We start from the raw sequence: 6,231 nt of genomic DNA, 5'->3' as shown, positions 1-6,231 counted from the left end.
AAGCGCCGCGCGGGCGGCGCCCGATCTCCCTTCTGTGCCAGGCGCGCGCGACCGCCTTGTTTGTACGACGCGATATCGAGGGGTGCGCCAAGGCGTTCGCGCGCAAATCCCACGGGCCTAATTGGCCCGAAACAAGCGTAGGAGCGGGTTTCCCCGCGAAGCGCCGCGCGGGCGGCGCCCGATCTCCCTTCTGTGCCAGGCGCGCGCGACCGCCTTGTTTGTACGGCGCGATATCGAGGCGTGCGCCAAGGCGTTCGCGCGCAAATCCCACAGGCCTAATTGGCCCGAAACAAACGTAGGAGCGGGTTTACCCGCGAAGCGCCGCGCGGGCGGCGCTCGATCTCACAGGCGCTGAGAATCTTGCGGCACGCACCTGGCAGCCGTCACACCATCCTCCCCACAAAAAAAACCCGGGTTCTGGGGGAGGAATCCGGGTTAAGACCATTAGGAGTAAAACAAAGGTACGCGGTCCCTGAGCACCTTTATCGGCGCGCCACTGGGGGGGATGCGCCGCGCCAACACTTCAAGTATTGGTCAGGTTTGGCGCAGTGCCAGTGCATATTGGACGTTTTTTAAACAGATTTGGAATACGCCAACGTTTCATTCCTCCCGCAGCGCATGGCTGTATGCATCGTGAAACACAGACATGCGTGGATGATCCGTGCAATTTCCCGCAAGTTAGGCATAATAAACCGCTTCGATTGTCATCCAGTCCTTCCCATGCAGAAAGAACCTCGTAAGGTCCGTGAGTTTCGCCGTCGCGAACAGGAAATCCTCGATACCGCGCTCAAGCTGTTTCTCGAGCAAGGTGAAGACAGCGTCACCGTCGAGATGATCGCCGACGCCGTGGGCATCGGCAAAGGCACGATCTACAAGCACTTCAAGTCCAAGGCGGAGATCTACCTGCGCCTGATGCTCGATTACGAGCGTGACCTGAACGAGCTGTTGCACTCGGCCGACGTCGACCGTGACAAGGAAGCGCTGTCGCGCGCCTACTTCGAGTTCCGCATGCGCGATCCGCAACGCTACCGGCTGTTCGACCGCCTTGAAGAAAAGGTGGTCAAGGGCAATCAGGTGCCGGAAATGGTCGAGCAGCTGCACAGCATCCGTGCCTCCAACTTCGACCGCCTGACCCAGCTGATCAAGGGCCGTATCAGCGAAGGCAAGCTCGAAGACGTGCCGCCGTATTTCCACTACTGCGCTGCCTGGGCGCTGGTGCACGGCGCTGTGGCGCTGTACCACTCGCCGTTCTGGAGCAATGTGCTGGAGGACCAGGAAGGCTTCTTCCAGTTCCTGATGGACATTGGCGTGCGTATGGGCAACAAGCGCAAGCGCGACCCGGAACCCTCGAACTGAGCCTTGCGCGAAACTGCGCGGGCCCTATGGGGGCGGGCGCGCCCGCGAACACCGGCGCAGCCCGTGCCAGGCACCGCGTTTGATTCTTCGCGGGTACGCCCGCTCCCATAAGCACTGCGTCGTGCGTTCTCTGCGCGGCAGTGCAGCCCAAAGCGTTTCGCTATCGTCTGGACATTCGGCATTGCTCATGGGGCTTGCAAAAACCTGATTTATGAGTCAGGTTTTGCCGGCCCCTTCATCCATGCCGGAGTCATTCATGATTGTCGATCGTCAAGGCAGGCGCTTTCGCAACCTGCGCGTCAGCCTGACGGCTGCCTGCAACTACGCTTGCACCTACTGCGTACCCGACGGCAAGCGGCTGGTGGCGGCGCAGGACGAGCTGTCTGCGGATGCCCTGGCCCGCGGCGTGGCCTATCTGATCGAAGCCGCCGGCATCGAGCGTCTGCGGATTACTGGCGGTGAGCCACTGGTCAGCCCGCGCCTGGATGCCTTTCTGGCTGCCGTGGCCAAACTCGACCTTGACGACGTCTCGCTGACCACCAACGGCCAGTTGCTGGCGCGCAAGTTGCCGCAACTGCAGGCGGCGGGGATTCGTCGGCTGAACGTTTCCCTCGACACCCTCGACCCGCTGGCTTTCCGCCAGATTGCCCGTGGCGGCGACCTGGGCACTGTGCTGGACGCAATGGAGCAGGCCCGCGCCGTGGGTATGCGAATCAAGGTCAATATGGTGCCGATGCGCGGGAAAAACCTTGATCAGGTACTGCCGCTGCTGGATTACTGCCTCGCGCGCGGCTTCGAGCTGCGCTTCATCGAGCTCATGCGCATGGGTCACCTCTCTCACGATCGCAACGCATTCCTCCAACAGTTTGTAGGCCTCGACCAGCTGCTTGCGCTGATCGGCGGCCAGCATACCTACGCCCAGGTGAATGCGCCGCTGGACGCCACAGCCATGCGTTACCACATCCCTGGCAGGGGCCACTTCGGCGTCATTGCCAACGAAAGCGTGCCGTTTTGCCGGACCTGCTCGCGGCTGCGCCTGTCTTCTACGGGCTGGCTGCATGGCTGCCTGTCGTCAGGTAACCGGCACTTCGTCGGCGACCTGCTGGAAAAACCGCGTCATCAGGCGCTGCCGGCCTTGCAGCGGTTGTTGGTCAAGGCTTTGGCTGACAAGCAGGACGTGGCCTTCTCCGGTGGCGTGACAGTCATGAAAGTGATCGGTGGCTGAAGCTGGCGCAAAAGCTGCATCCGCCGGCTATTCGCCGGTTTTTCGTCGCCGGCCACTGGAGGAAAGATGCGTAGCCTGGTCTTGCTGCTGGCGCTGATGGCGCTGGGCGGCTGCATGAATGTCAGCGATATGGGCGAAGGCGTCCGCTATCACATGAGCGATGCCGGTCTGCTGGACCACAGCGAAACCCGTCGCACCTTGTCGATCCGCCTGCAGCCCGATTCGTTCATTTTCATTGGTCAGGGTGCATTCGTGCCGCCGGGTAAGGGTCCGGTGCCTCGGCAGAATGCAGTGGCCGAGCAGGCCTTCAAGAGCTTCGTCGAATACTTCCCGATGGTGCGTCGTGCCCAGGGCCCGCTGGGCCTCGAAGAGGCCATTGCCCAGGCGCGCTCGGTAGGCGCCGACTATGTGTTGTACACGCGCTTTGCCCGTACTGACGATCGCATCGGCAATGGTGACGAGTGGTATGACGAACAGGCCGTCGACCGCTTGGGCTGGGACTCTGGCGTGGTGCAGATGATGCTGATCGAAACCAGTACCCGCTACCTGATCGACACCGCACGCATCAAGAGCCGTGGCGGTTTGTTGACGTTCCACGACAACACGCCGGAGGATTTGCTTGGTGCGCCGATGCGCGAGTACGCTCGTAGCCTCCTGGGCATGAGTGAATGAGGCAAGCGTGATGAGCGACTCCGGCAAGGCCAATGACCTTCTGGCGCAGATCCCCAAGGCCAAGGGGCTGCCGCCGGTGCACCTGTGGAACCCGGATTTCTGTGGTGACATCGACATGCGCATCGCCCGCGATGGCACCTGGTACTACCTGGGCACGCCGATCGGGCGCAAGCCGATGGTGCGGCTGTTCTCTACCATCATTCGCCGCGACGGCGATGACTACTTCCTGATTACCCCGGTAGAGAAGGTTGGCATTCGTGTCGACGATGCGCCATTCGTGGCCGTGCTGCTGGACGTGCAGGGCGAAGGCGAACAGCAGGTGCTGCGCTTTACCAGCAATGTCGAGGACCAGGTCGAGGCGGGGCCGGATAACCCCCTGCGGGTAGTGATCGACCCGGTGACGCAGGAGCCATCACCGTATGTGCTGATGCGCAGCAACCTGGAGGCGCTGATACATCGCAATGTGTTTTACCAACTGGTGGAGCTGGCGGTGCCGCATGTGATCGACGGGGAGGAGTGGCTTGGGGTGTGGAGTCGGGGGGCGTTTTACCCGATCGGGCGCGGCTGAGGCCTATGTTGACGATGTCGGCCTCTTCGCGGGTAAACCCGCTCCTGCACACGCATCGGTGATTGGGCGCAGGCTCGTCGTAGGAGCGGGTTCACCCGCGAATGGGCCGGGCCTGCCAGCCAATTTCCACCCGCCGTTCACCGTCGCCGCCGCCACCGTATTCGCGGATAAACCCGCTCCTACGCACGCATCGAGGGCGGCACAGGCCGATGTAGGAGCGGGTTAACCCGCGAAGGGGCCGGGCCTGCCAGCCAATTTCCACCCGTCGTTCACCGTCGCCGCCGCCACCGTATTCGCGGGTAAACCCGCTCCTACGCACGCATCGAGGGCGGCACAGGCCGATGTAGGAGCGGGTTCACCCGCGAATGGGCCGGGCCTGCCAGCCAATGTCCACCCGTCGTTCACCGTCGCCGCCGCCACCGTATTCGCGGGTAAACCCGCTCCTACGCACGCATCGAGGGCGGCACAGGCCGTCGTAGGAGCGGGTTTACCCGCGAAAGGGCCGGTACAGGCGAAAATCGGCCCCCTGCTTTTCCCCCGGATTGGCCATTTGTCTTCAGCCAGTCAGGGTCTAACCTGCAGGCACTTGTCCTCCAGGAAAGCTCATGAATCCATTAGCCATCATCCTCTTCGCACTGCTCGCCGCCCAAACACCCGCTTGGGCCCACGGTGATGTCGCCGACCAGGTCAAGGTCCTGCAACAACAGCAGCCCTCTAATGCCCCCGGCAAAACCGCCGTCATGCTCACCGTCAGCTACGCCCCGGGCGAGGCATCACCCGCGCATCAGCATCCGGGCGCAGTCATGGCTTACGTCCTGGAAGGGGCGGTGGTATCGAAGCTCAACAGCGAGCAGGAAAAGACCTACAAGGCCGGCGATTATTGGTACGAGGCGCCGGGCACCGTGCACAGCGTTTCACGCAACGCCAGCAAAACCCAGCCGGCCAGTTTGCTGGTCTGGAGCCTGGTGGACGAGGGCAAGCCAGTGACCGAGGTGCTTGGCCAATAATTCCAGCGCAACGAAGAAGCCCCCGGTTGCTTGCGCATCCGGGGGCTTCTTCAATGTCTGGCTCCGCGACCTGGACTCGAACCAGGGACCCAATGATTAACAGTCATTTGCTCTACCGACTGAGCTATCGCGGAATCTGCGCGTATCTTACTGATTGCCTGGGAGAAGTCAACCCACCCCCAGGCAAAACAATGAGTTACAGCACTTCCACGATCGCTTTGGTCACCACGTGGATGTTGCTCTGGTTCAGCGCGGCCACCGCGATACGGCCGGTGTCCAGGGCATAGATGCCGAAGTCGTTCTTCAGGCGGGCGACCTGTTCAACGGTCAGGCCCGAGTAGGAGAACATGCCAACCTGGCGGCCAACGAAGCTGAAGTCGCGGTTGGCACCGTATTCGGCCAGCAGCGATACCATCTGCTTGCGCATGCCGTGGATGCGTTCACGCATTTCGGCCAATTCGGTTTCCCACATCTGGCGCAGTTCTGCGCTGTTCAGCACGGTGGCAACAATGGTTGCGCCGTGGGTTGGCGGGTTGGAGTAGGTGGTGCGGATCACGCGCTTGACCTGCGACAGCACGCGGGTGCTCTCGTCCTTGGAGGCGGTGACGATCGACAGTGCGCCGACGCGCTCGCCGTACAGCGAGAACGATTTGGAGAACGAGCTGGAAACAAAGAACTCCAGGCCCGACTCGGCGAACAGGCGCACGGCGAAGGCGTCTTCGGCGATACCGTCACCAAAGCCCTGGTAGGCCATGTCGAGGAACGGCACGTGGCCCTTGGCCTTGACCACTTCCAGGACGTTCTTCCAGTCGTCCAGGTTCAGGTCGACACCGGTCGGGTTGTGGCAGCAGGCGTGCAGCACCACGATCGAGCCGGACGGCAGGGCGTTGAGGTCTTCGAGCATGCCGGCGCGGTTGACGTCGTTGGTCGGCGCATCGTAGTAGCGGTAGGTCTGCACCGGGAAGCCGGCCGATTCGAACAGCGCACGGTGGTTTTCCCAGCTAGGGTCGCTGATGGCAACCACGGCGTTGGGCGAGAGGCGCTTGAGGAAGTCGGCACCGATCTTCAGGGCGCCGGTACCACCGACGGCCTGCACGGTGACCACGCGGCCGGCGGCCAGCAGTGGCGACTCGGCGCCGAACAGCAGCTTCTGCACAGCCTGGTCGTAGGTGGCGATGCCGTCGATCGGCAGGTAGCCGCGCGAAGCGTGCTGGGCGGCACGCTGGGTTTCGGCTTCGATCACGGCGCGCAGCAGCGGAATGCGGCCCTCCTCATTGCAATACACGCCTACGCCCAGGTTGACCTTGTCGGTACGTGGGTCGGCGTTGAATGCTTCGTTGAGGCCCAGAATAGGGTCGCGGGGTGCCAGCTCGACAGCGGAAAACAGGCTCATTGTTACCTTG

General features: G+C 62.4%; 6 protein-coding genes and 1 tRNA gene. 5 read left to right on the top strand and 2 right to left on the bottom strand.

The features are described 5' to 3' along the window. Positions 1 to 720: 720 nt before the first annotated feature. The 5 genes from BJQ17_RS26030 to BJQ17_RS26010 all read left to right on the top strand — a co-directional run bounded on the left by BJQ17_RS26030 (position 721) and on the right by BJQ17_RS26010 (position 4,828). Positions 721 to 1,356 carry a TetR/AcrR family transcriptional regulator gene (locus BJQ17_RS26030; RefSeq protein WP_003247170.1) on the top strand — a complete coding sequence of 212 codons (636 nt, stop codon included), beginning with the start codon at positions 721 to 723 and terminating at the stop codon, positions 1,354 to 1,356. Between the two features lie 256 nt (positions 1,357 to 1,612). Beyond that, entirely contained in the window at positions 1,613 to 2,581 is a 969-nt protein-coding gene (locus BJQ17_RS26025) for a GTP 3',8-cyclase MoaA (protein WP_003247171.1), read from the top strand. Positions 2,582 to 2,647: 66 nt separating this feature from the next. After that, complete coding sequence (locus BJQ17_RS26020; protein WP_003247172.1) at positions 2,648 to 3,253, top strand: DUF4823 domain-containing protein; 606 nt, start codon at positions 2,648 to 2,650, stop codon at positions 3,251 to 3,253. A gap of 10 nt (positions 3,254 to 3,263) precedes the next feature. Next, positions 3,264 to 3,821: a DUF1285 domain-containing protein gene (locus BJQ17_RS26015; RefSeq protein ID WP_003247173.1), complete on the top strand. Its 558-nt coding sequence runs from the start codon at positions 3,264 to 3,266 to the stop codon at positions 3,819 to 3,821. Between the two features lie 605 nt (positions 3,822 to 4,426). Beyond that, positions 4,427 to 4,828 carry a cupin domain-containing protein gene (locus BJQ17_RS26010; RefSeq protein ID WP_003247176.1) on the top strand — a complete coding sequence of 134 codons (402 nt, stop codon included), beginning with the start codon at positions 4,427 to 4,429 and terminating at the stop codon, positions 4,826 to 4,828. A 58-nt stretch (positions 4,829 to 4,886) separates the two neighbouring features. On the opposite strand, the gene BJQ17_RS26005 is transcribed toward BJQ17_RS26010, so the two are convergent. Then, a tRNA-Asn gene (locus tag BJQ17_RS26005) sits at positions 4,887 to 4,962 on the bottom strand. Positions 4,963 to 5,024: 62 nt separating this feature from the next. Continuing rightward, entirely contained in the window at positions 5,025 to 6,221 is a 1,197-nt protein-coding gene (locus tag BJQ17_RS26000) for an amino acid aminotransferase (protein WP_003247178.1), read from the bottom strand. Positions 6,222 to 6,231: the final 10 nt, after the last annotated feature.

The organism is Pseudomonas sp. NBRC 111139 (genome assembly GCF_001753955.1).
Classification (GTDB): domain Bacteria; phylum Pseudomonadota; class Gammaproteobacteria; order Pseudomonadales; family Pseudomonadaceae; genus Aquipseudomonas; species Aquipseudomonas alloputida.
Note: the sequence above shows the minus strand (reverse complement) of the source record. Positions and strands in the feature narration are given on the sequence as shown.

Coding starts and splice junctions, on each gene's coding strand:
- BJQ17_RS26030 (WP_003247170.1), top strand. CDS start 721: ATGCAGAAAGAACCTCGTAAGGTCCGTGAGTTTCGCCGTCGCGAACAG.
- BJQ17_RS26010 (WP_003247176.1), top strand. CDS start 4,427: ATGAATCCATTAGCCATCATCCTCTTCGCACTGCTCGCCGCCCAAACA.
- BJQ17_RS26015 (WP_003247173.1), top strand. CDS start 3,264: ATGAGCGACTCCGGCAAGGCCAATGACCTTCTGGCGCAGATCCCCAAG.
- BJQ17_RS26000 (WP_003247178.1), bottom strand. CDS start 6,221: ATGAGCCTGTTTTCCGCTGTCGAGCTGGCACCCCGCGACCCTATTCTG.
- BJQ17_RS26020 (WP_003247172.1), top strand. CDS start 2,648: ATGCGTAGCCTGGTCTTGCTGCTGGCGCTGATGGCGCTGGGCGGCTGC.
- BJQ17_RS26025 (WP_003247171.1), top strand. CDS start 1,613: ATGATTGTCGATCGTCAAGGCAGGCGCTTTCGCAACCTGCGCGTCAGC.